Source organism: Agrobacterium sp. (assembly GCF_032092815.1).
Lineage (GTDB): Bacteria > Pseudomonadota > Alphaproteobacteria > Rhizobiales > Rhizobiaceae > Agrobacterium.
On sequence record NZ_DAMDBP010000007.1, the window covers coordinates 144,238 to 167,889 of the forward strand.

General features: G+C 56.9%; 20 protein-coding genes. 14 read left to right on the plus strand and 6 right to left on the minus strand.

The features are described from left to right. Window positions 1-37 precede the first annotated feature (37 nt). The 9 genes from RT613_RS06065 (at window position 38) to RT613_RS06105 (ending at window position 7,780) form a co-directional block, all read left to right on the plus strand. Window positions 38-1,045, plus strand: a complete 1,008-nt coding sequence (locus RT613_RS06065; protein ID WP_313613767.1) for an NADPH:quinone oxidoreductase family protein — start codon at window positions 38-40, stop codon at window positions 1,043-1,045. Next, window positions 1,042-1,446, plus strand: coding sequence for a PaaI family thioesterase (locus tag RT613_RS06070; protein WP_313613769.1), 405 nt, complete (start codon window positions 1,042-1,044; stop codon window positions 1,444-1,446). The genes RT613_RS06065 and RT613_RS06070 overlap by 4 nt, the downstream gene beginning before the upstream one ends. 48 nt (window positions 1,447-1,494) lie before the next feature. Continuing rightward, a complete protein-coding gene (locus tag RT613_RS06075) occupies window positions 1,495-2,418 on the plus strand; it encodes a branched-chain amino acid ABC transporter permease (RefSeq protein ID WP_313613771.1) in 924 nt (307 codons plus the stop codon). Window positions 2,419-2,420: 2 nt separating this feature from the next. Continuing rightward, a complete protein-coding gene (locus tag RT613_RS06080; RefSeq protein WP_313613773.1) occupies window positions 2,421-3,398 on the plus strand; it encodes a branched-chain amino acid ABC transporter permease in 978 nt (325 codons plus the stop codon). Continuing rightward, window positions 3,395-4,162, plus strand: coding sequence for an ABC transporter ATP-binding protein (locus RT613_RS06085; protein WP_313613775.1), 768 nt, complete (start codon window positions 3,395-3,397; stop codon window positions 4,160-4,162). The genes RT613_RS06080 and RT613_RS06085 overlap by 4 nt, the downstream gene beginning before the upstream one ends. Further along, complete coding sequence (locus tag RT613_RS06090; RefSeq protein ID WP_313613777.1) at window positions 4,162-4,863, plus strand: ABC transporter ATP-binding protein; 702 nt, start codon at window positions 4,162-4,164, stop codon at window positions 4,861-4,863. Before RT613_RS06085 ends, RT613_RS06090 begins: the two co-directional genes overlap by 1 nt. A 137-nt stretch (window positions 4,864-5,000) precedes the next feature. Further along, window positions 5,001-6,179, plus strand: a complete 1,179-nt coding sequence (locus RT613_RS06095) for an ABC transporter substrate-binding protein (RefSeq protein WP_313613778.1) — start codon at window positions 5,001-5,003, stop codon at window positions 6,177-6,179. A 180-nt stretch (window positions 6,180-6,359) separates the two neighbouring features. Beyond that, complete coding sequence (locus tag RT613_RS06100; RefSeq protein ID WP_313613779.1) at window positions 6,360-7,157, plus strand: GntR family transcriptional regulator; 798 nt, start codon at window positions 6,360-6,362, stop codon at window positions 7,155-7,157. After that, window positions 7,154-7,780, plus strand: coding sequence for a TetR/AcrR family transcriptional regulator (locus RT613_RS06105; protein ID WP_313613780.1), 627 nt, complete (start codon window positions 7,154-7,156; stop codon window positions 7,778-7,780). Before RT613_RS06100 ends, RT613_RS06105 begins: the two co-directional genes overlap by 4 nt. Window positions 7,781-7,847: 67 nt before the next feature. On the opposite strand, the gene purU is transcribed toward RT613_RS06105, so the two are convergent. The 3 genes from purU to RT613_RS06120 form a co-directional block, all read right to left on the minus strand. After that, entirely contained in the window at window positions 7,848-8,732 is an 885-nt protein-coding gene (gene purU, locus RT613_RS06110) for a formyltetrahydrofolate deformylase (protein WP_313613781.1), read from the minus strand. 146 nt (window positions 8,733-8,878) lie between these two features. Next, a complete protein-coding gene (locus tag RT613_RS06115) occupies window positions 8,879-10,609 on the minus strand; it encodes a hydantoinase B/oxoprolinase family protein (RefSeq protein WP_313613782.1) in 1,731 nt (576 codons plus the stop codon). Continuing rightward, window positions 10,590-12,653, minus strand: coding sequence for a hydantoinase/oxoprolinase family protein (locus tag RT613_RS06120; RefSeq protein WP_313613784.1), 2,064 nt, complete (start codon window positions 12,651-12,653; stop codon window positions 10,590-10,592). Before RT613_RS06120 ends, RT613_RS06115 begins: the two co-directional genes overlap by 20 nt. Before the next feature lie 208 nt (window positions 12,654-12,861). Here RT613_RS06120 and RT613_RS06125 point away from each other — a divergent pair, with 208 nt between their 5' ends. Genes RT613_RS06125 through RT613_RS06135 form a run of 3 tightly spaced genes read left to right on the plus strand, consistent with a single transcriptional unit; the run spans window position 12,862 to window position 15,485 of the window. Further along, complete coding sequence (locus RT613_RS06125; protein ID WP_313613785.1) at window positions 12,862-14,091, plus strand: cytochrome P450; 1,230 nt, start codon at window positions 12,862-12,864, stop codon at window positions 14,089-14,091. Window positions 14,092-14,108: 17 nt separating this feature from the next. Beyond that, window positions 14,109-14,294 (plus strand): ferredoxin, encoded by a 186-nt coding sequence (locus RT613_RS06130; RefSeq protein WP_313613787.1) that lies wholly within the window; start codon window positions 14,109-14,111, stop codon window positions 14,292-14,294. Further along, window positions 14,295-15,485, plus strand: coding sequence for an FAD-dependent oxidoreductase (locus RT613_RS06135; RefSeq protein ID WP_313613788.1), 1,191 nt, complete (start codon window positions 14,295-14,297; stop codon window positions 15,483-15,485). Window positions 15,486-15,579: 94 nt separating this feature from the next. Here RT613_RS06135 and RT613_RS06140 read toward each other — a convergent pair whose 3' ends face one another. Both RT613_RS06140 and RT613_RS06145 read right to left on the minus strand, forming a co-directional pair. Then, on the minus strand, window positions 15,580-16,971 hold the full coding sequence (locus RT613_RS06140; RefSeq protein ID WP_313613790.1) for an amidohydrolase: 1,392 nt from the start codon (window positions 16,969-16,971) through the stop codon (window positions 15,580-15,582). A gap of 9 nt (window positions 16,972-16,980) precedes the next feature. Further along, window positions 16,981-18,204 carry an MFS transporter gene (locus RT613_RS06145; protein WP_313613791.1) on the minus strand — a complete coding sequence of 408 codons (1,224 nt, stop codon included), beginning with the start codon at window positions 18,202-18,204 and terminating at the stop codon, window positions 16,981-16,983. 171 nt (window positions 18,205-18,375) lie between these two features. Between RT613_RS06145 and RT613_RS06150 the strand changes: the two genes are divergently transcribed. Beyond that, window positions 18,376-20,229, plus strand: coding sequence for a GAF domain-containing protein (locus tag RT613_RS06150; protein ID WP_313613793.1), 1,854 nt, complete (start codon window positions 18,376-18,378; stop codon window positions 20,227-20,229). Between the two features lie 87 nt (window positions 20,230-20,316). Here RT613_RS06150 and RT613_RS06155 read toward each other — a convergent pair whose 3' ends face one another. Then, a complete protein-coding gene (locus tag RT613_RS06155; RefSeq protein ID WP_313613795.1) occupies window positions 20,317-22,725 on the minus strand; it encodes a membrane-bound PQQ-dependent dehydrogenase, glucose/quinate/shikimate family in 2,409 nt (802 codons plus the stop codon). 128 nt (window positions 22,726-22,853) lie between these two features. Between RT613_RS06155 and RT613_RS06160 the strand changes: the two genes are divergently transcribed. Next, on the plus strand, window positions 22,854-23,652 hold a 799-nt coding region (locus RT613_RS06160), incomplete at its 3' end, for a LysR family transcriptional regulator (RefSeq protein ID WP_313613797.1).

Consider the following 23,652-nt stretch of genomic DNA (forward strand, 5'->3'; position numbering starts at 1 on the left):
GGCAACCAACCAAAACAGTCAGAAAGAAAGACTAGCCATGCTCGCATATGAACTTGCTGCTTACGGCCCACCGCTGTCCCACCAACTTGGCGAGGTTGCCGAACCCCAGGTGGCCGCAGGCCAGGTGCTGATTGCCGTCGAGGCAATTGGTCTCAATTTCCCGGATGCGCTGATGGTGCAAGGCAAGTATCAAAAGCGTCCGCAGACACCATTTGTTGCGGGCCGGGACTGTGCAGGCACGGTTACTGCCATCGGCGCAGGGGTGACCGCTTTCAAGCCGGGCGACAAGGTCGTGGCGCAGGTGTTTTCTGGTGCATTTGCTGAGAAGGTTGCCGCTCCTGTCGACCGCGTGTTCTTAAGGCCCGATGGCGTATCGGCACGGGATGCTGCAGGTGCCGTCACGGTTTTCAATACGGCCTTCGTTGCCGTTGCCATTCGTGCCGAGGTCAAGGCCGGTGATCGCGTTATCGTCACTGGTGCAGCCGGCGGCGTGGGGGCCGCTGCCGTGCAGCTCGCCGTCAATCTTGGGGCTGATGTTGTCGGCATCGTCTCGTCGGAAGCAAAGGCAGAGCTGGTCCGTCGCGCTGGCGCCCGCGCAATTGTCATTGCGGAGCGTGATCCTGACCTGTTGAAACAGGCCTTCAAGACACAGGTCAGACAGGCCTGGGGTGACGATCGCGGTGGCAATGTCGCGATCGATACGGTTGGCGGCGCGACCTTTGATGCAGCACTGCGTGCACTCGGTTTCGCCGGCAAGCTGGTGGTCGTTGGTTTTGCCTCCGGCGACATCCCTGCCGCCAAGGCCAACTACCTGCTTTATAACAACCTGACCGTGATGGGTGCGCCGCTGGACATTCATTTCGATGAAGCGCTTGAGCGTATCCGCGCGGGCACAAGCTACTGGCTTGATCTTCTGTCGCAGGACAAGGTGCAGGCCAATGTCAGCACCATCCTGCCCTTCGATCAATTGATGCAAGGCTTGCAGGACATCCTCGACCGCAAGGTTACCGGCAAGATTGTCGTGACGGTCGGAGCGGCAGCGTGATCCCTGACATCTATAACCTTCAGTTCGTGCCATTTCGTAGTGACGACGCGCTGCTCTCGGTTATTGGCAGGGTTGATGTTGCCTCCACGGCAGACGGTGTCGTCCTTCGGGTTGATTGTGCAAAGGCCGCTGCCAATTCGGTTGGTGGCCTGCACGGTGGTGCATTGTCGACATTGTTCGATGTCGCATTGCACGCCGCAGCCCGCGAGGGACTGCAAGGCGAAGCACTGACCATCTCGCTTGATGTGAAGTTCATGCGGTCAGGGGAGCTGTCTTCTCCGCTGCATATTTTTGCGCATGTTCTTCGCGCAGGCCGCACGCTGGCGACCTGTTCCGCTTCCACTTTTCAGAACGGCCGCGTCATCGCACACGCGACCGGACAGTTCATGAAACTTCAGTGACGGCCGCACCGAAAGCTATTTGCCCAGTGCCGGACCAGGGACAAACGGATGACAGCAACCATCATCGAGCAACTTCTCAACGGACTTCAACTCGGCGTTCTGCTGTTTTTGATTGCGGCCGGCCTGACACTGATTTTCGGGGTGATGGATTTCATCAATCTCAGCCACGGATCGCTGTTCATGCTCGGCGCCTATTTCGCGGTGATGTTCCAGAAATTGACCGGCAGTTTTTTCCTGTCCGTCGGTTTGGCTGGCCTTGCTGTTTGTCTCATCGGCATGATCTTTGAAGTGTTGCTGGTGCGCAAAATCTACGCCCGCAACCATCTTGACCACGTTCTCATCACATATGGTCTTATCCTGATCGCCAATGAAATGGTGACGATCGGTTGGGGCACTGCCCCAATCTTTTCGGGCTTGCCGCCATCGCTATCGTCGCTGGTCTCGCTTCCCTTCGGCATCACCTATCCGATTTACCGCCTGCTGGTCATTGTTATCGGCTTCGTGATCGCGGGTCTGCTTTTCTACCTCGTCAAGGAGACGCGCATCGGCATGCGGGTGCGGGCTGGTGCCACCAATCGCACCATGGTCTCCGTCATGGGCGTCAATATCAGTCTCTTGTTCACAATGGTCTTTGCGTTTGGTGCATTTTTGGCCGGGCTCGCCGGTGCACTTGCGGGGCCACTGCTGTCGGTTCAACCCGGCATGGGTGAAACAGTGCTGATCCTGTCCTTTGTCGTTGTCGTCATCGGCGGTCTGGGGTCGATCAAGGGCGCATTGCTTGCCGCCATCATGGTTGGCCTTATCGACACGATGGGACGAGCGTTCCTGCGTGATTTCTTGTCGACCTTTGTATCGGCCCAGGTCGCAAGCGAGGCAGGTCCGGCCATCGCCTCCATGCTCGTCTATATCCTTATGGTCCTCATCCTGTTCTTCCGTCCGGAAGGCCTGCTTCCCATGCAGAAAAGGAGCTGAAAATGTTCCGCCAAACCCAGTTTTTCCAACCACTTGCCGTTATCATCTTTGCACTTGGCATTGGTCCCGTTACCGCGCTGGTCACCAATGATGCCTATGTGCTGACGATCTTCGAACGGTTTCTGGTCTATGCGGTGGCCGCAAGCAGCCTGAACCTCATTCTCGGTTTTGGCGGAATGATCAGTTTCGGCCATGCGGTCTATCTCGGCGTCGGTGCCTATGTTACCGGCCTGATGGCCAATTCCGGTTACGGCGATCTGTGGCTGCAAGTACCCGCAGTTGCAGTTGTCTGTGCCTTTACTGCAGCTGTGATCGGCCTGATTGCTCTGCGCACCAGCGGCGTGCATTTCATCATGATCACGCTCGCACTGGCGCAGATCGTTTATTACCTGTCTCAATCATCCTCCGCCTTCGGTGGCGATGATGGATTGGTCATCCGTGACCGCACCACGCTGTGGGCTGGCTATGATGCCTTCGATCCGTGGATGTTCTACGGTTTCTTCGCGGTCATCGCTTTCCTGCTGTTGTGGCTGATTGACCATGTCATACGCTCAGATTTTGGGCGACGTCTGGTCGCCGTGCGCGAAAACGGCCAACGGGCCAATGCCCTTGGCTTCAACGTGATGGCCGTCCGGCTGGTCGCCTTTGTCATCGCCGGTGTCGTCTGCGGCCTGGCCGGCATGTTGCTGGCAAACCAGACCGAATTTGCCACACCGGGTTACGCCAACTGGCAACGTTCAGGTGAACTTCTGGTCATCGTCATTCTGGGCGGTGTCGGCACTCGCTTCGGCCCCATCTATGGCGCGCTTGCGTTCGTCCTGCTCGAACACAGCCTTGCGGCAATCACCAATCACTGGGCGGCACTGCTCGGGCCGATCCTGATCATCGTGGTTCTGTTCTTCAACAGCGGGCTTTCCGGCCTTGCCGCTGCGCTGATGCGCATCACCTCCAGCACAAGGGCGAAGGAGCAGGCTCGATGATGCAGCAACCCAGCCTTGAAATCCGCAATGTCACGGTACGTTTCGGCGGTATCGTCGCCCTCAATCAGGTCAACCTGGTTGTCGAGCCGGGCAGTGTGCATGCATTGATCGGTCCCAATGGTGCCGGCAAAACGACGCTGGTCAGTGTCCTGTCCGGTGAACGCAAGCCGAATGAGGGCAACGTGCTGATGGGTGGAAACTCCATCAACGGTTTAAGCGCCTGTCGCCGGGCGCGGCTCGGATTGACCCGAACATACCAACTGACTGCGCTTTTCCAGCACATGAGCGTGCGCGAAAATCTGCTTCTCAGCATTGTCGCGCGCCATCGGCCGATCCTTTCCATGGTCGATCTTTTCAAAAGCCGCGACGCCCGCCGTCACGCTGATGACGTGGACGAGCTTCTCACACGTTTTGCACTGGAGGACAAAGCGGCCGTGCATCCTGCCGCATTGTCTCATGGCGACCGTCGCCGACTGGAGATCGCCATGGCTATCGGCTCCGGCCCGGAGGTGTTGTTGCTTGATGAACCTCTCGCAGGTCTTTCGACTGCCGATGCACATGCTCTGGTGCAATCGATAGAGACCAGCATCAAGGGCCGCATCCCCATTCTCCTGATCGAACACGACATGGACGCCGTTTTCTATCTGTCCGACATGATCACCGTGATGGTGAACGGCACAGTTCTGGAAAGTGGTCTGCCAGAAAAGATCCGCAACTCTGCCAAGGTTCAGGCGGCCTATCTTTCCGACGAGGACGATTTCTGATGCTGACTTTCGATACGGTTTCCGCGCGTTACGGGGAAAGCCAGGTGCTTTTCGACCTCAGTCTCGAATTCCCTTCCGGCGCAGTTTCGACCCTTCTTGGCAAGAATGGTATGGGAAAGACCACAACCGTTCGCACGATCTTCGGTCTGACGGACGGCATTACCGGTGACATCGTTCTGGACGGGCGCCGGATCAACGGTCTGGCCCCCTTCGAAATCGCAAGAATGGGCGTGGCGCTGGTGCCGGAGGGTAGGCAGGTTTTTCCGACATTGACCGTCGTGGAAAATCTCGTGGCGACTTCCAGACATGAAACGGCCAGATTGCGTAACGCCGCCGTGCAGCAAATCTTCGAACTGTTTCCGCGCCTGGAAGAGCGCAAGAGATCTTACGCCAACCTGCTGTCGGGCGGCGAACAACAGATGTTGGCGATTGGCCGCGCGCTTACGACCAACCCGCGTTTCCTCATTCTCGATGAGGCGACCGAGGGGCTTGCGCCGCCAATTCGCCGGGAAATCTGGGCCGCGCTGAAGCGGTTGAAAGACGAGAACCTGACCATCCTCGTCATCGACAAGAGCCTCAAGCCACTCTGCAAGCTGGGCGACCGTCACAACATCATTCGAAAGGGAGAGCTGGTTTGGAGCGGTTTGTCTGACGAACTGGCGAGACCGGAAAGTGAAGCAAGGACTTTCCTCAGCGTTTGACGGCGGAGGATTGACGAGACAGTTGCCGCCCGCCGGGCCGCACACTGCATGGAAACAGAGCCTGTACCGGGCGCAACAGCCCTTTGCAGACCTGCTTCTCAAGAAGGAAAAATGCAAACTTCAGAAGGGAAATAACAATGTTGCGCTTTGGAAAATTTGCTTCGGTCTGCGCCATCGCCCTGATGGCCGGAAATGCCGGTCTGGCCTACGCCGAAGATACGGTCAAGGTTGGTCTCATCTTTTCTCTGTCCGGCCCGGGAGCCGTGCTCGGAACCGAGATGCAGAAGGGTGCTGATCTTGCCCTTGAACAGGCTGGCGGTAAGCTGGGCGGCCTCGATACGACATTCATTTACGAAGACGACCAGCGCAAGCCGGATGTCGGCAAGGTTGCTGCCGAGCGTCTGACGCGGTCCGAGAAGGTCGATTTTGTGATCGGCCCCAGCTATTCGAACGTCATGATGGCCGTGCATACACCAACCGTGCGCGCCGGCGCGATCCTGATTTCGCCAAACCCGGCACCTGCACCGCTGGCGGGCAAGGAATGCAATGCCAATTATTTCGCGGTGCCTTTCCAGAATGACCAGCCGTCGGAAGCGCTCGGCATTTACCTCGACAAACAGAACATCAAGCGTGTCATGGTGATCACCGCCAATTATCAGGCGGGCAAGGATGTGGCCGCTGGCTTCAAGCGGACCTACAAGGGCGAACTCGCCGGTGAAATCTATCCATCGCTTGAACAGAACGACTTTTCGGCCGAACTGACAGACATCAAGTCAAAGGCGCCGGAAGCCGTTTTTGCGTTCCTGCCTGGCGCGCAGGGCGTGCAGTTCGTCAAACAATACGAACAGGCTGGCCTGAAAAATGTTGCACCGCTCTACACCCAGTGGACACTGTTTAACGGCCCGTCACTGGATGCAATCGGTAGTGCCGCTGAAGGTGTCTACTCGATCGAGCCCTGGACCTATGACATGGACAACCCTGCCAACAAGGCATTTGTTGAGGCCTTCAAGAAGAAATACGGCTCTCTGCCGTCGAATTTTGCGGCGATGGCCTATGATGCGGTTCGCCTCATCGACGGGTCCGTCAAGAAGGCCGGCGGTATCGCCGACAAGGACGCCGTGCGTGCGGCCATGCGGGCTGCAAGCTTCGAGTCCGTCCGTGGTGATTTTGCCTTTGCCAACAACCACCATCCTATCCACTCCATGTATCTCGCCAAGGTCGTGGCCGGTCCGGACAAGGGTTTCTCGGTTCATAACGAAGGTCTGATCGCGGAGAAAATGACCGACGTTTATGCCGCCCAGTGCGAACTGAACTAACGGCACCACACCAGGCAAAGATGAATGGCGGCCTGCCTTCGGCGGGCCGCCATTTGCATTTCGCCGGTGAGGGGTTATGTCTGCATCTAGGACTATTCTGGTCGACTGATCGGCACCATGATTCGCATCCGGGAGATACGTGATTGAAGTTGCTGAGGGAAGGGCGCGGCTAACGTAACGATGGCATCCAAAGAATCCACGATAGAAGACACACGGATCAAGCGGGGACGCCCCAAGGGTCAGGCAACGCAACTTGTCTACAACGCCTTGCGTGGCGAGATCCTGACCTTGTCGCTCAAACCCGGCCAGTATCTTGAAGAAACTGTGCTGGAAAAGCGCTTTGACGTCTCTCGCACACCGATCCGTGAAGCGCTGATCCGCTTACAATCCGACCGGCTGGTGAAATTTATGCCCAATCGTGGGCATTATGTGGAAATTGTCAGCTTTGATGAAATCCCCAAGATTTTCGAGGCTCTTGATCTGCACCAGGCGGCTGTCTTCAAGCTGGCTGCAATCCGCCGGACTGAAAAACAGCTGTCAGAACTCGTCAGCATCAACGAGAGCTACCGCATTGCCGGCGAGCAGAACGACCATAAGGTCATGGCAGAGCGCAACCACGATTTCCACATGGCGGTCGGCAAGGCCGCCGACAATCCGTTCCTGTCTGAATCCTATGAGACCATGCTGAATTTCAGCATCCGTCTCAGTTATCTGATGTTCAAGAGTGCCGGTCGTGACCCCGAAGACTCCAAGATTTATTATACGCAAATCTATGATGAGCACCGCGGCATGATCGAGATGATCCGCAATGGCGAAGGCGATCTGCTTCAGGAGATCAGTCGCAAACACACCAAGCTGTTCCTAGATCGTGTTGTGAGCTTCCTGACGCAGCGGGTTGAACTGGATGCGCTGGTGCAGAATTTCGCCGACCACATGCCTGAAGGGGACGACTACCCTTCTGGAGCGTCTCGCGCATGACGGAATCGCATCTCATCACGCTTGATGACTATCTCGGTAGTGCCGGGGTTGGACCACGGCGGATCATCGATGCGGCGGCAGCTTTGTTTCGCCGGCGTGGGTTCATTCCTGTCTCGATGATAGAGGTGGCGCAGGCCGTGGGCCTGTCCAAACCCGGTCTTTATCACCATTGGCCCAACAAGGAGGCGTTGCTGCAGGTTATTGCTCGTCTTTCGGGCGAGCTGCTGTTGCGCCAGATTGATGATGTGCGCAAGAATTTCGATGATCCGGAACAGCGCATGCGTGCCTATGTGCGTACCCGTCTGGAGATTGTCGCGCATCATCAGGACCTGTTTACCGTGACCTGGCAGGAGCGCGCCTTGCTTAGCTCTGCGAGCTTTGGCGAACTGTCACGCATGGCCGAGCGCTATCGACAGGAAATTCGACAGCTAATCGACGAGGCTAAACAGGCCGGTTTTATTCGAAAAGACGCCGATACCCATCTTCTGATGCTGGCCCTGGACGGTATGACGGGCTGGGCCTATTTCTGGTACCGCGAAAGTGGGGATCTCGCCCCTGATCAGATTGGTGATGCGTTCTGGAACATGCTTGCCCACGGTGTCGTCCAACCGGCAAAAGCGTAGCTGACATCTGTTTTCGGAGACGCGGAGGTACGGCAAAAGCCGACACCTCCGCGACCCCGTTTGGCAATCAGCCCATTCGCTCGGACGCGTAAGAGCCGGGTGACGCCGGAAATACCACCGTTTTTCTATCATTGAGGAAGACACGGCGGTGGATGTGGGCGTGAATGGCGCGGGCCAGAACCTGGCTTTCCACATCCCGGCCAAGGCTGACATAATCTTCCGCGCTCTGGGCGTGGGTTACCCGGATTGTGTCCTGTTCGATGATTGGGCCTTCGTCCAGATCGCTGGTCACATAGTGCGATGTCGCGCCGATCAGCTTCACGCCACGCTCAAAGGCCTGTTTGTAGGGGTTAGCCCCCTTGAAACTTGGCAGGAAAGAGTGATGGATATTGATGATCCGCCCCGACATGATCCGGCACATTTCCTCCGAGAGTACCTGCATGTAGCGGGCGAGTACGATGAGTTCCGCACCGGATTCCTCGATGACGCGCATTTGCGCCTTTTCCGCCTCGGGTTTGTTGTCCTTGGTCACCTTGATGTAGTGGAACGGAATGTCGTGGTTGACGACAACCTTCTGGTAATCGAGATGGTTGGAGATCACCGCGACGATATCGACAGGCAGCGCACCGATCTTGCAGCGATAAAGCAGATCGTTCAGGCAATGGCCGAAACGCGACACCATGATCACGATCTTCATCTTGTCGCCATGGTGATGGAACGATGGGGTCATGCCGAATTCACGGGCCGTTGGCGCGAAATCGGCACGCAACTCTTCCAGTCCACGTCCTTCTTCACTGATGAAGGTCACGCGCATAAAAAACCGGCCGGTTTCGATATCGTCAAACTGGGCGCTATCACTGATGTTGCAGCCATTCGCGGCTAGAAACCCGGCGATGGCTGCAACAATGCCGCGCTTGCTATCACAGGTGACGGTAAGGGTATATTCGGGCATGACGGGCTCCGCGTAAAATGCATTTTGGGCGCGTGGCCGGAGCTGAAACCGGCAAGTGTGGTCGTCGGCGCGCAAGCGCCGAGGACCATAGCGTTGATCTCTGCAAAATCGTCTTCAGGAAAGGGGGCCGATGGCCCCCAGCCGTGTCACGATGCCAGGGCGGTCGTTTTCGCCGCAATCACGTCGGGTGAAACGTCCTTGGACCAGTCCGGATAATATTTCGCGACATGCTCCGCACTAATCTTTCCGGCATCCAGATCCGCAGTGATATCGTCCCTGGAACGTTCAGAGGGTTTTCCGTACCCGCCAGCACCCGGTGTTTCGATAACCGCGCAAGAGGTCTCCGGCAGTGCGATGCGGGTTGCTTTCGAGTCCAGCGCAAGCTGGCCGCCATCTTCGGCCGAGATGTAGAAGCGGCCCGATGCACCGTCCTCGCCGCCAAACAAACCCCAGGGTCGGTGGCGAAAACGCTCGCCGACGCCATTGAATTCGCAGGTGTGGCCGATGGGGCGAATGACACGCCGGATACCCATGCCACCGCGTTGCCGACCGGCTCCGCCGGTGTCGGTGATCAGCGAATATTCCTCGACGCGCAGCGGATATTCCAGTTCGATGGCCTCGACCGGAAGGTTAGATGTGTTGGTGATATGGACCTGAACGCCATCTTTGCCGTCCTTGCCATAACGCGCGCCCATGCCGCCACCGAGCGTTTCGAGATAGACGTACATTCGTCCATTGGCCGGATCGATCCCGGTAAACACCGCAGAGGTGTTGGCGCCGTTTGCAGCGGCGATCACCTGTTGCGGGATGACAGGCGCAAGCGCGCCAAGAACGCAGTCAACGACGCGCTGGCAGGAATTGGCGCGCATGGCGACGGCAGCTGGCGCAACGCAATTCACGAAGCTGCCTGACGGAGCGATGATCTCGATGGCGTCAAAAATACCCTGGTTTGTTGGCACTTCTGCATCCAGTAGGGCTTTCAGGGAATAGCAGATCGCCGACTGCGTGGCATTATAGGTCAGGTTGAAGTTGCCCTTCACCTGCGGGTCCGTGCCGGTAAAATCGAAGACAATATTCTCGCCCGATTTGGTCACAGCCAATACGATACGAACATCTTCCGTGCCGGCGCCATCGTCGTCCATCATGTCGCTGAAACGGTAGGTGCCATCCGGCAGTTGCGAAATTGCCTTACGCATCCGAATTTCCGTACGGCTGATGATCTCATCGAAGATCACCGCCATTTTTTCCGCACCATGGGTACGCAGGAGATCGTGCAATCGCGCTTCGCCCAAGCGGCAGGCAGCGATTTGTGCATTCAGATCGCCGCGTCTTTCGTCGGGAAGACGCATGTTGAGCAGAAGGAGTTTCAAAAGGTCTTCGTCGCAGCGGCCCCGGCGATAAAGCCGCATCACCGGAATACGCAGACCTTCCTTGTATATCTCATCGAGGCCGCCCGACATCGAGCCGATAGCGGCACCACCGACATCGGCGTGGTGAATGATGTTGGCGATGAAACCGACAAGCTGGTCGCCCTCGAACACGGGCGAGGCCATGTTGATGTCGGGCAAATGGGTGCCGCCTGCAACATGCGGGTCATTGGCAATAAAAATGTCACCCGGGCCGATATCATCGCCGAAGCGGGAGATCAGTTCGCGCAACATGCCGCCCATGGAGGCCAGATGCACGGGCAGGGACATTTCCGCCTGAACAACCAACCGGCCTTCACGATCGGCTATGGCCGTCGAGTGGTCGTGGCGCTCCTTCACATTGCTGGAGAAGGCGCTGCGCATGATGGTGATGAAGCACTCGTCCGCAATGGATTTCAGACCGTTCCAGGCGATCTCGAGGCTGATGGGATTAATCTTCGCCTTGGCCATTTTCAATCTCCATGATCATGTTGAGGGCTTCGTCCATCCAGATTTCGGCACCTGGGGGCACCACCGTGGTGCTGTCGAGCTGGGTGATAATTGCCGGGCCGGCGATACGTGCGCCAACCGGCAGGCCGGATCTTTCGTAAAGTGGGGTGGCGACCGGACCGCTACTCTCAAACCACACGTCGACGGTTTCGAAAGGCGTGAGATCGGCACCTGCGGCCTGCTTGTCGACGGCACCCTGCACCAGTTGTGCTGTTGCCCGCAGGCGAATGTTGACCGTTTCAATGACAGCATCCGGATCGCAATGGCCATAATTGCGGGTATATTCTGCAAGAAATGCGTCCCGCAGCGTTGCAGCGCTCGGGCAGTCCGGCAGCTCGGCGCTGTTGGAGACTTCCACCGACAATTCGTAGTTCTGGCCGAGATAACGCATATCGAAGCTCAACATCAAACGCTGTGAGGACGAACCCTCAGCTTCTGTCGCCAACCATTGTTTTGCTTTTCCGGCGAGGTCTGTCAGTTCGTTGCGCAGGATCGGCATGTCGCCTTCAACGACGGTGCGGCAGTTGGCAACGAAATCTTCCTGCAGATCGGCAAGGATCAGGCCTTCGGCACAAAGAATGCCCGGTGCACGCGGTACGATAATACGTGTCATGCCCAGCGATTTTGCCACGTCGGCCGCATGCAATCCGCCTGCGCCACCAAAAGGCATCAGGGTGAACAGGCGCGGATCATAACCGCGTTCGATCGAGACCACGCGGATGGCACGGGTCATGTTGGCAGTGGCAATGCCGATGATACCAAGCGCTGTCTCTTCCAACGATACACCAAGGCTGTCGGCGATCGGGCGAATGGCTTCCACTGCGAGATTGCGATCAATCTTCAGACCGCCGCCAGCAAGTTTGGTGGGCAAGCGACCGAGAAGCACGTTGGCGTCCGAAACGGTCGGTAGCGTGCCGCCCTTCTGGTAGCAGGCAGGGCCGGGAACGGCGCCAGCGCTTTCTGGCCCAACCTTCATCAGGCCATCTGCGCCGATACGGGCAATCGATCCGCCGCCTGCGCCAACCGTGTGAATATCCACCATCGGCAGCCGGATTCTAAAGCCTGAGATGTCGCGGGTGCTGGCAAGTGCGGTTTTTCCATCGCGGATAAGGCAGACATCTGTACTGGTTCCGCCAATGTCGAGCGTGATGACGTCGCCTATGCCGGAATCTGCACCTGAACCGGCAGCACCGACCGCGCCGGCGGCAGGTCCAGACAGTGCTGTTCGCACGGGCAGCAGGCCAGCTCGCTGCACCGACATCAGGCCGCCGCTGGACTGGAAGATGCCAAACTCGGCCTCAGGCGCGACAGTCTTCACTTCGCTTTCAAGCCGGGCCATGTAGCTGCTGACCTCAGGCTGCAGGAAGGCATTGATCAGCGTCGTTGAAAACCGCTCATATTCGCGAAATTCCGGCTGAACGTCTGACGAGACGGAAACGAAGACATGTGGCAGCGCGATACGAAACGCCTCGGCGATGCGTTGTTCATGGCTGGGGTTCAGGAACGCGAAGATCAGGCAGACCGACACGGCTGCGATTTCCGGCCTGGAACGGATTTCCTCTATAACGGCTTCGATTGCAGCATCCGAGAGCGGCCGTACAATCTCACCGGACGGGCCAATGCGTTCGTCGATTTCGAACCTGTATTGACGCTCTGCTAGGGGTGCTGGCGCGTCGGCCTGCAGATCATAGATGAGCGGCCGCGCCTGGCGACCGATCTCCAGAAGATCACGGAACCCGCGTGTAGTGATGACAGCGACATTCGCGCCCTTGCGCTGCAGCAGCGCGTTGGTTGCCACCGTCGTGCCATGGGCAAAGCGGGATATTCTCGACGGGTTGATGTCGTGAATTTCGGTTAATTCCTTCAGGCCGTTCAGCACGGCGCGCGAGGGATCTTCCGGTGTGGAGGGCCGCTTGTGAATGACGGTCCGTCCGCTCGACAGTTCCCGCGCACAGAAATCGGTGAAGGTGCCGCCGACGTCGCAGCCGACAATCCAAGTATCCATGATCTGATCCCGCGTTTTTGATTTCTGCATGTGTCATTCGTTTATTAAATACACGATGTATTAAAATCAAGGCAAAAGTTTTTGCCCCTGAGGTTTTATTGCGAAAGCCGGGATTGACAGTTGTCTGGTTCTGCGTGCTTATTAATGAAGACCGACTGGTCGGTCGGTAAAACGGAACATCGAAACAACATCAATAAAAGGGGCCGCCGTGACCGAAATTTCTCTCCTGGACCCACCTGTGCGTGCTTGTCCTTACCATGCCTATCGCGCTCTTCGGCAGGACGCGCCGGTCAAATATATGGAAGACCAGAATATTTGGGTGCTAAGCCGCTATGAAGATTGCGACTACGTGCTGAGCAATGCCGAACGCTTCACGTCGAAGGAAGCGCTATCAAGTGCCAATGCGTACAGGAAATGTCCGGCTGCACTTGATATTCTGTCCAATTCCCGCGCTTTGCCGCGTCAACGCACCCTGATCCTTGCCGATGGTGACCAGCATCAAAAACATCGCAAGGCGCTGCAAAATGCTCTGTCGCCAGCCAAGATGTTGCGTGAATTCGGCCCAACGATCGAGCGACGCGTCAACACGTTCATTGACGGTTTTATCGAAACCGGCACCTGTGAGGTCGTCAGCAGCATCGCCATTCCGCTGCCCATGTCGCTCGTCGCGTTGATCTTTGACGCCCCGGAAGAGATGATCGGAACGCTGAAAGCCTGGTCCGACAATTTCTTTGCCGCCCTGAGCGGGCTTGTTTCCGAGGACGTGGTGATCGAAGCGGCCCGCGACACGCTGGCTTTCGAGAATTTCATCCTTGACCGCGTGGCCGAGCGCCGCGGTACGGACCGCACAGATTTTCTGTCGCGTCTGATCAATGGTGTGGACGGTGCCGAACCGCTCAACGACGCAGAAATCGTCAATATCTGCTCGCAGATCCTGGTGGGTGGCAATGAAAGCACGATCAGCCTGCTTGGCAATGCAGTTTACCAGATCGCGACGACATCAGGTTTGGAGGACGCATTGCGTGCCGACAACAGCAAGATCATGAACTTCGTCGAAGAATGCCTGCGCCATGAGGCACCCTTGCAGGCCATGTATCGCATAACGCTCCATGAAGAGCGTTTTGGCGATGTCGTCATTCCGGCAGGTCAGAAGCTGATGCTCAATTTTGGCTCAGCCAACCGTGATGAACGTTTCTACGAAAACGGTGATGCATTCGATCTGGACCGTGACAATACTGAGACGCTTCATCTGACATTTGGCCGCGGACGACATGCCTGTGTCGGTCAGACGATTGCGCGTCGCGAAGCTGTCATTGCCGTTACCGCTCTCCTGAATCGCCTGAAAAACATCCGTCTTGCCAAAGACAAGCCGGTCGTCCGTAGCCCCATTTTCGGGGTGCGCGGGTTCAAGAGCTTTTACATCGAATTCGACGTCTGAGGATAAGGAGTCCGGACATGGTCAAAGTCAAAGTCGACATGAGCCTGTGTGAATTTCACGGCCAATGCGTATTCATCGCACCTCAGGAATTTCGCTTCGAGGATGATGATCTGATTTACAGCGAAGAGGTGGAAGAGGAGCACCGCGCTCGCGTTCAGAAGGCCGCCAAGGCCTGTCCCCAGCTTGCAATCAAGGTCGAGTAAATGCAGGAGCGCGAACACTTCGTTATTGTCGGGGCCTCGCTGGCGGGGCTCCGCGGAGCCGAGGCTCTGAGAGCGGCCGGTTATGAAGGCCAGATTTCCATCGTTGGGGCAGAAACCAAACTGCCTTACAATCGACCGCCCTTGTCGAAGAAAATCCTGACCGGAGAGCAGGCGCTTGATGACGTGTTTTTCCCCATTGCCGAGGACCTCGATGTTTCCTGGCATCTTGGGCAGCCGGCAAGTGCGTTGAACATTGGTGAACGTCAATTGACATTGCGCGACGGGCAGACGCTGTCTTACGACAAGCTGCTGATCGCCACCGGCGTTTCACCGGTTGTACCGCCAATACCCGGCCACCAATTGGGCGGCATCCACGTGCTGCGCAATTTCGAAGATGCCGAACGCTTGCAGCAGGACCTTCAGAACCGCAAGTCGCTCGTCATTCTGGGTGCGGGTTTCATCGGTTGCGAGGTCGCGGCGATCGCGAGACGGATGGGGCTTGAGGTCACGATCGTTGATCGCCTGTCATGGCCGATGAACCGCGTGATGGGTGAGGATATCGCCAGGCTTTTTCGCGACATACACGAAGAACAGGGCGTGGCGTTTCGCATGGAGCGGCAAGTCATGTCTTTCCGCGGCGAAGATGCGGTCAATGCCGTCATCCTTGACGACGGAGAAGTGCTTGCCGCAGACATGGTGCTGATCGGCGTCGGCTCCGCCCCCGCGACGGCCTGGCTGGAGGCATCGGGCCTTGTGCTGAACAACGGCCTTTTGTGTGACTCAGCCTGCCTAGCCGTCAACGGTGATGGTCGTATCGCGGCGGCTGGCGATGTTGCAGCCTGGCCGCATCTGGGCTTCGATGGGGAAGTCATGCGGATGGAACACTGGACCAACGCATTTGAACAGGGCGCGGCGGCAGCACTTGCGCTCATCGCGGATACGCGGGAGCCTTATATTCCACTGCCGTCATTCTGGTCGGATCAGTATAATTACAAAATTCAATCGCTCGGCAGACCCCGTGCCACCGATACGATGACCGTTTCTGCCGGAAGTCTCGAAAGCCGGAAGTTCATTGTCGAATATTCCGATGCAGATGGACTGACCGGAATTATCTCGGTGAACATGCCGGCGCGAATTGCTGCTTATCGCAAGCAGCTCGAGGCGGCGATCGTTGAACGCGCCAAAAAGTAAAATTCTGTGCTCGGCGGAGGAGCCACTCCGTCGAGCACTGCGATCGGGCCGAATTTCCTGAAGGCAACACCGCCCGCAGGAAATTGAGTTTTTATCAGCGCAGACGCTGCGGGGTGGCGTCTGCCGGGATCAGTGGGATGTAGCTTTCGCCGCCCAGCTGCTCCAGGTGTTCGCGTTTTGCCACAGCAATCAATTCCGGGTCTGTCAGGGCACGCACGGCAGATGCGGCAAGCACCTTGCCCGCCTGCAGCATACCCTTATGGGCATAACCCGAGGTTCCCTGCGACACCATCTGCCACGTGTGCGGCGGTGTGCCATAGGCTTCGGTCGCCACATAGACCTGACCGGTCGGGACAAGCCAGCTGACATCGCCGACATCGGTTGAACCATGCAGGAATGTTGGCACTTCCTCGAAGGCGTTCAGGTCCTCGGACAGGATCTTGCCGCGTTTGGCAATTCTTGCCTGAACTTCACTCGAAAATGTCTTCTGGATGCTTCCGGCAAAATCCTTTTCGCTGTTTGAAAAACCGGCAACACCGATTTTTTCGAACTCCTGATGCATCATCCGCGCTAGCGTGACATTCGGCACAAGATCGGCCGACGCCGCATCAAAGGTGACTTCCAGCTGGGTTCCGGTCATCAGCGCTGCACCGCGTGCCACGTCCGTGACCCGTTCGGTGATATCGCGAACCTGATCCATGCGCGGGGCACGGACCTTGTACAGAACCTGTGCCTGCGACTGCACCACATTCGGTGCGCGTCCGCCGGTGTCGGTGATGGCGTAGTGAATGCGGCCGTCCTGAAGGATGTGTTCGCGCAGATAGTTACAGCCGACATTGGTCAGTTCGACTGCGTCCAACGCGGAGCGTCCGAGATGCGGTTCAAAACCGGCGTGAGCGCTTGTTCCACGGAAGGTGAAATACAGCTGATTGGTGGCCAGCATGCGGGCATTATAGGCGAGATTTTCATCCCACGGATGCCAGGTGAACGCCACGTCGACATCCGAGAACAGGCCTTCGCGCGCCATATAGGCCTTGCCGCCACCGCCTTCTTCGGCCGGGCAACCATAATAACGGATCGTGCCTTTCAGGCCCAGTTCGTCCTTGCAGGCCTTGAGTGCGAGGATGGCAGCAAGCGCGCCGGTGCCGAGAAGATTGTGACCGCAGCCATGGCCATTGCCACCAACAGTGATTGGGTCGTGGCTGGTCACGCCGCTCTTCTGGCTAAGCCCGGTCAGCGCATCGAATTCACCGAGGATCGCGACAACCGGCTGGCCTTCGCCGTAACTTGCTACAAAGGCGGTTTCGATGTTGCCAGCATTCCGGGTGACGTCAAAGCCTGCCTTTTCCAGTTCGTCGGACAGAAGTGCTGCAGAACGCGTTTCTTCATAGCGGATTTCAGCGAAGGACCAGATTGCGTCGGATACCGATTTCAGATTGTCGGATTGGGACGCAACGGTCCGTTCGATAATGTCGAGATAAGTCATTCTATTCCTTCAGGCAGTCTGGTCGACAGGCTTTTTGCCGTGGACGGCGGGAAAGGTGGTGGCGATGATGCACACCAGAACCGCGCAGGCGACGATCACCGAAAAGGCGATGCCGTAATTCTGATTGGTTGCCGACAGCACAGCGCCGATCAGCATTGGCGATGCAAAGGAACCGAGCTGAGCGAGCGAGTTGATCAGGCCCGTCGCGGTGCCAACGGTGTTCTGCGGGAAGTGCTTCATGATGCTGACGAACACGCTGATCGAGATCGCATTCAGGAAGACGTTGGAAACCGAGAGATAGGCAAAGGCGAGCGGAATGGATTCTTCATTGGCCATCAGGTAGATGAAGATCGCCGATACGGCCGAGCCGATGCAGATGAGATACTTTTCTTTCTGGTGGAAGAAGCGGTCGAGCAACCAGCCGCAGGTCAGGAACGAGATGAAACCAAGTGCCGGCGGGATCATCGAATAGGCGCCCATCTGCACCATGCTCATGCCCTTCACCTTCACCCAATAGGATGGCAGCCAGGACTGCAGGCCCCAGAACACGATATTGGTGAAGAAATAGACGAGCGTGATTTTCCAGGTCAGCGAGTTTTTCAGCAGAGCGCCGATACGTTTCTTCTCGGAAACCTTTTCAACCTTCTGCTTGGCAACGGGCTGGTCACTTGTCGGCTTCATCACGAAGAAAAGCGCGATCGACATGCAGATGCCGACGCCGCCGAGTACAAAAAACATCATCTGCCAGCTGTGGGCAGCGATCAGCGCGGTAATGACGATGGAGCCAACCGCAAAACCAACCGATGCACCGGACTGCAGCACCGACTTGGCGCGTGCCATCTGGGATTTTTCGAAGTGTTCCGTGATGGCGACCGAGCCGCCGGCCGGAAACACGGCCTCACCTGCGCCGGTGACGGCACGGGCAGCGGCAAGACCAACCGCATTGCTCACCGCACCAGACACTGCCGTTCCGACAGACCATATGGCCACCGCGGAGCTGAGAACACGCCGCGCGCCGAAACGGTCCACCAGATAACCACCAATCAGCTGCGTCATCGAATAGGCGAGGAAAAACGCGCTGATGATCATGCCCTGATGATCAGAGCTCAGGCCGAATTCTTCGCTGATCGGAATGATCGCGATGTTGATGGCGGTCTTGTCGATAAAGCCGACAACCCAGCACAGGAACAACATTCCTATGATGACGTGACGGCGCTGAATATTTGAAAACATTTTTGACGTTCCCCTGGACTTTGCTTTTGTTCTTTGTGGCACCCCCTTCAAATAAAGCTATGTTGAAACACACATTGGAATGTTTATTATTGTGTGTGTTCATCCATATAGGTCTCCATGAAAATCGATTTGCAATCACATACACGGCTGCGCGAATTGGCGAGATCCGGATTGATCCGTCTTCAGGATTTTGATGTCGACATTGAAAACGCACCACAATCGCTCGACCACTCCATCACCCGTGCCGGCGGCAGTGTGTTGCTGGTTGTGGACCACTCGCACTTTACTGCAAAGCAAACGCGGTTTGAAATTTTTGGCAATGAAAGCGCGTTGATTGTCGCTGAAATACTGCAAATCGTCCGGGACGAAGTGATCTCGATGCAAAGCAAGACGGTCAGCATGCTGGCATCCGTCAATGCTGCGGTGATCAATTCGCTGGACGACAATGAAATTGTCGATAACGTCCTGCGCGAAGTCATGCATGTTCTGCCGCATTCGGACGCTGGGGTCTTTCGCCTGTTTGATGAGGACAGCGGTTATCTTGTCCCGGTTTCCTATGACGGCTTGCCGGATGACTACCGGGACTATCGCCTGCAACCGAACGAATCCGTATCCGGTGAAGTGTTCACCACAGGCCGGCCATCAATCCATAATGGCCGTCAAAACATCATTGATGCCCACCGGGTCATGCGTCCGGAAAACCAGTCCTTTATGGAGCGCTCGCAAATCTCCAATGCGCTGCTTTGTGTACCCGTCATGGCCGAGGGAAAACGACTTGGTACCTTGACGACACTTTGCTTTTCGCGCGACGGTGCGTTTTCGGCATTTGACCGGGAGGTGTTGGAATCTCTGGCAGCGCAGGTCGCTATCGCCTACCAGCGTTCTCTTGCCTACAAAAATGCGCTTGCCACATCTGACCGGTTGGAAGCCATGCGTAGCGATCTGGCGCGCAAGAACGCAGAGCTTGATCGTGCCGTTCAACTGCACGACACGTTGCTGCGGATATTCTCGACCAGCGGCGGTCTGCATGATCAACTCGCCATGGTCGCCAAGCTGTTCAATGTCGAGTTTCGTTTCGAAAACGTGCTTGGTATGGACTATCATTCCAGCAACTGGAGCAGTGAGCGTGAGGTGCTGCAGCAGGTTGTTGAGGTTGCGGAAGCACCAGTTGGATATTTCCATTTCGATGCGTCCGGTGACGCCAGTTTTCGCAGTGCTTTGTTTGGCACATTGGCAGCGTTTGTTGCGCTTGATTTTGTTCGGGACATGTCCCGCGTCAATGCGCTGAACGCCAGCAAAAAAGCTTATTTTCAGGATTTGGCTGAGGGTATCGAGGGTGGGGCGCTCCGGTCACAATTTGGCTTCAGGCCGGATCGCTTCAGTCAAATCCTTGTTGCGACACCACCTGGTGAACGGGCGCTTGTTGGAACGCAACTGGCTTTGCACAGACACGAAGTCGAACTGCTGAATGTCAGCAAACTGACGAATGCCCTTGTTTTTCACGACAGGGAGCAGATCGTCATGCTGTTCTCCACCGCAACCATCTCGGCGCTTGAGAAAAACCTAGCCGTGCTGTCGGAGGCAATAAGCACGGTAGGGGTATGTGTGGGGGTAAGCGATGTCTACGAACAGATAGACCTGCAAAGTGCCGCTTATGCCCAGGCGACAAATGCGGCCGCGTGTCTCTTGCGGCGTGGTCGGCCGGGCCTTCTGACCCATCGGGACATGGGCATCGAGATTTTGCTGAGCGGACGTGATCGGCAGGATATCTTGCGCTTTACGCGGCAGGTGCTGGATCCACTCCTCAGCGACCAGAAACATCGTGTTCTTTACCAGACCTTGTTTCATTATGTGCGTGAGGGAAAATCGGCGCGGCGGACGGCGGAAACATTGGAGATCCACACCAATACGCTTTACCAGCGGCTGGCGCGTATCGAAGCCCTGACCGGGCGCAATATTGCCGATGCGGCAGATTTTACCTTGCTGAGTGTCGCCTGCCAGCTTCACGTCGCCTATGCAGATTGAGCATTGCTGACAGAAACTCGGTGCTGAGACTGCGCAAAATGTACAAAAGAAAGCCCCGGAAATCCGGGGCTTTCAACTGTTGTCAGATTATTGCGGAAGCGCGTAGGCGATGACGTAATCACCACGTTCAGGCGAATTGCGCCCACCGCCGGTTGAGATGACGACATATTGTTTGCCATCCTGCGCAACGTAACTGATCGGTGTTCCCTGACTTCCGACGGGAAGGCGGGCCTTCCAGACCTCGGCACCCGTGACACTGTCGATCGCACGAAGATAGAAGTCCTGCGTCGCAGCAAAGAACACCAGGCCGCCCTTGGTCGCCATCGATCCACCAATCGTCGGCATGCCGATCGGAATGGGTGCATGCATCTTGATGCCAAGAGGACCCGTGTCCTGAACGGTTCCCATGGGGATCTGCCAGGCAATCTTCTGGGTTTTCATGTCAACTGCCGTCAGCGTGCCAAATGGTGGCTTCTGGCAAGGAATGCCCAGTGGCGACATGAAACGGTTCTTGGCGGTGATGGCATAAGGTGTGCCAACCAGTGGCTGGACACTTGACGCTGTCACCTGTGCGCTCTCGTCGCCATTGCTGGCCTTTGCATCTCCGTCGTAAGGGACCAGCTGCACTTCAAGGCCAAGGCGCATGTCGTTAAAGAAGGCGTAGTTATTCGTCGGGTCATACGAAACGCCACCCCAGTTGAGACCACCCAGCGAACCAGGCAGGTTCAGCGACGCATCGGTGCCCGGCGGTGTGAACAGACCGGTGTAACGCATCGACTTGAACTTGACGCGGCATACGAGCTGATCGAAGGGGGTGGCACCCCACATGTCGGATTCCGTCAGCGTGTCGGCGCCGATCTGCGGCATGCCGACAGACATCGGCTGCGTGGGAGAATATGTCTCATTCGGCATGTCGCCTGCCGGAACGGGACGTTCCTCGACCTTGGTCAAAGGCTTGCCGGTCAGGCGATCGAGTACGAAGATCTGCCCGGCTTTTGTGCCGAACACCATGGCAGGGCGGCCGTCGAATTCGATGAATGTCGGCTGCATCGGCACATCGAAGTCCCAGAGGTCATCATGTACCGTCTGGTAGCGCCATTTTTCCAGACCGGTCGTTGCGTCGACGGCCAGCATGGTCGCACCATATTGGCGGTCGAGTGGGCGGCGCTTTACACCCCAAAGATCGATCGCTGCGGAGCCAACCGGCATGAAGACCGTGTTGGACAGGGCATCCCATGACATGGGGGCCCAGACATTCGGCGTTGAACGTGTCCAGATCTGTCCTTCGGGAAGTTGCTTCATGCCGGGATCGCCGGGATCAAAAGCCCAACGCAATGCACCGGTCATCACGTCAAAGCCGCGCACCACACCACCAGGCATGTCAATCGACACGTTGTCGCCGACACGGCCACCCACGACGATTGTCGTGCCGGCAAGTGTTGGTGCGGATGTTGGATAATAATCGCCAGTCGCTGCACCTGGTCCCATGCCAACATTCAAATCGACAACACCATTGGTGCCGAAATCAGCGCAGGCGAGGCCCGTGTCTGCATCAATCGCCACCAGTTGGCCCTTCGTCGAGTTCATCAGAACGCGGCGCGTGCAAAGCCCGTTGGCGGGAACGGCAGCCTCAATGATTGGGGTAGAACCCTCGGCCGTCGGTTCGGCCACGGTTTTGGACGCATCAAAATAGGCAAGGCCACGGCAACGCTGCCAATCATCATTGGTGACACCAGACTTGAACTCCCACTTTTTCTCCCCCGTTGCCGGGTCAAGAGAAATGACGTTGTTATGTGGGGTGCAAACGTAAACGGCGTTGTTGACCATCAATGGCGTGGTCTGGTCCTCAGCACCGCCGCCGGTGCTTTCAGGCAGATCGCCGGTCTTGGCCGTCCATGCGACAGTCAGATTTTTCACGGTATCGCGATTGATCTGGTCCGCCGGAGAAAAACGATCGTGGTTGTCGCCACCCGCGTAATTTGTCCAGTCTGCGGTGCGTGGTGTTTCTGCCGCAACCGTCGGTGCCGTTTCATTGCTGATGACGCCATGTGGCTGGAACATTCCCCAGACACCAACCGCGCAAAAGGCCGCAACAATGGCGGCGGCAGCCGAGTAGCGTGCCGTTGATCTGGTTCTCTGTCTCGCCTTGTTCATGAGCGGGATGCTCAACAGCACGACCACGGCACCCACGGACAGTGCAAAATTGCGAGAAATCAGCGGCCAGAATTCAAACCCTGCGTCAAAAAATGACCAGGGGAATGTGGCGAGCCACACGAGCAGGAAAAGCATGCCGCCGAGCGGACGTGCCATGGCAGTTACGATGCCCGAGATGACGAGTACGGCGCCAGCCAGCACGAAGTACCAGCTGCCACCAAGCAGTGCGAGCTTGCCGCCAAGAGTAACGAAAAACAGTCCTGCTGCGCTGATAATCAGCCCCAGCAAAAACAAATAAAGCCGGCCGATCACGCTGATCGGCCGTGGGCTTGAAGCATCCATAAGTGTGTTCCTTATTCCAGTGGCATGGGGTGGGAGGATCCCCTGCGCCGACTTGTCGCAGGACTTAAGGCGTGCACATCTATAAGACAAATCGAAATTTCCAAGATATCGATAAGGAAAATCAAATAATGAGTTTGCCTCCCATCCGACATCTGGAAGCATTTATGGCCGTCGCGCAGGCCCGTTCCTTCCGCGTCGCCTCCGAACGCATGGGGCTGTCACAGCCTGCGCTGAGCCAAAATATTGCGCTGTTGGAAAGCTCACTTGGTGTCACATTGTTTACGCGCAGCACCAGAAGTGTGCGCCTGACGGCAGATGGTGCTGGATTGCAGGAGCGGCTGGCACCATTATTGCCAGCGCTGCGCGATGCAATTGAGCTGACACGTCGTCGCGCCGATTCCAACAAAACACTGCAGATCGGCATTCTTGCGTCTGCCGCGGTCAAATATCTGCCTGAGGCACTGGTGCGATTTCGAGAGAGCCATCCCGATGTGGCTGTCACTGTGCGTGATGGCAGTGCGGATCAGCTCTTTGAACTCGTGCATCAGGGTAAGCTGGATATTGCCGTGTCCAGTTTTCTTCCGCATGACGACAAGGATGTGCATTTCAAGAAGATTATTGCCGATCCTTTCCGCGCTGTGTTCCGTCGTGATCATCCACTGGCGGAGCGTGAAGTCGTGTCATGGTCCGAACTGTTGCAGTATGATTTCATTGGCGCGAATGCCGGAAGCGGCACACGATATGCCATTGATGAGACGCTGAAGTCGCTTGGCCTGCCGTTCAGGACGGTCATGGAGTTTGGTCATTATTCGGCCGTTGCCGGCATGGTTGAGGCGGAAATGGGTGTCAGCGCATTGCCGCGCATGAACTGCCCGCCAACTGACGACCCGCTGTTGTGTTCGGCGGAGCTGGTTGACCCCGTGGTGT